The sequence below is a fragment of the Bartonella sp. MR168JLCBS genome, from assembly GCF_042194175.1.
In genome coordinates this window covers 1-657 of sequence record NZ_JBHIMP010000444.1, presented here as the reverse complement: position 1 = coordinate 657, position 657 = coordinate 1, and the positions used below count along the sequence as shown (strand labels likewise).

Below are 657 nucleotides of genomic sequence, written 5' to 3'. Positions count from 1 at the left end.
ATGATTTTGCGTCCAGTTCATAAAGAACAGCCTTCTCCACAATTGAGAGAAACGCTTTCAGTTTCTCATTTTTTAACCACTCCCTCTACAGATGCGGTATTGTCTATGTCTGTGGTTCCAGCGATGGTTTTTCACAATGAAATGCAAACCGTGCGTGCGGGAAGAGGAATTTTAGATAAAAGTAAAAAGAATGCAGCTTTATGGACCTATGCGATCAAGTCTAAAGAGAGTATTGCTACAGAGCATATAGATTTTAAGTTGGATCAGACAGGTATTGTTTTAGGGATCAATAGTTTAAGGGAGTGGGAAAATGGAGAATTTTATATAGGTGGTTTTGGCAGTTATGACCGCGCACGCATTGCGCATGCACGGGGTGGTATGAGCGCTATCAATACTTATGGCATTGGCGCTTATGTCACTTATTTGGATCATAGTGGATGGTATTTGGATGGTATTTTAAAATATAATCATTATCAGAATACTCTAAAGGCAGTTTCAACGAATGGTTTAGGGATTGAAGGAAGCTATAGGCAATGGGCGGTGGGCACTTCCTTTGAAGCAGGTTATCGACTTAAGACGTCAAAGAGCAGTTGGTTGCAGCCTTATGGACAATTTACATGGTTGCAAGTTGAGGGTAAAGAAATCAAGTTATCGAAT

General features: G+C 40.2%; 1 protein-coding gene. It reads left to right on the top strand.

What is annotated here, in order from left to right; translation table 11 throughout:
• A partial coding sequence (locus tag ACFIK8_RS11870; RefSeq protein ID WP_375669545.1) for an autotransporter outer membrane beta-barrel domain-containing protein occupies positions 1-657 on the top strand: 657 nt, incomplete at both ends.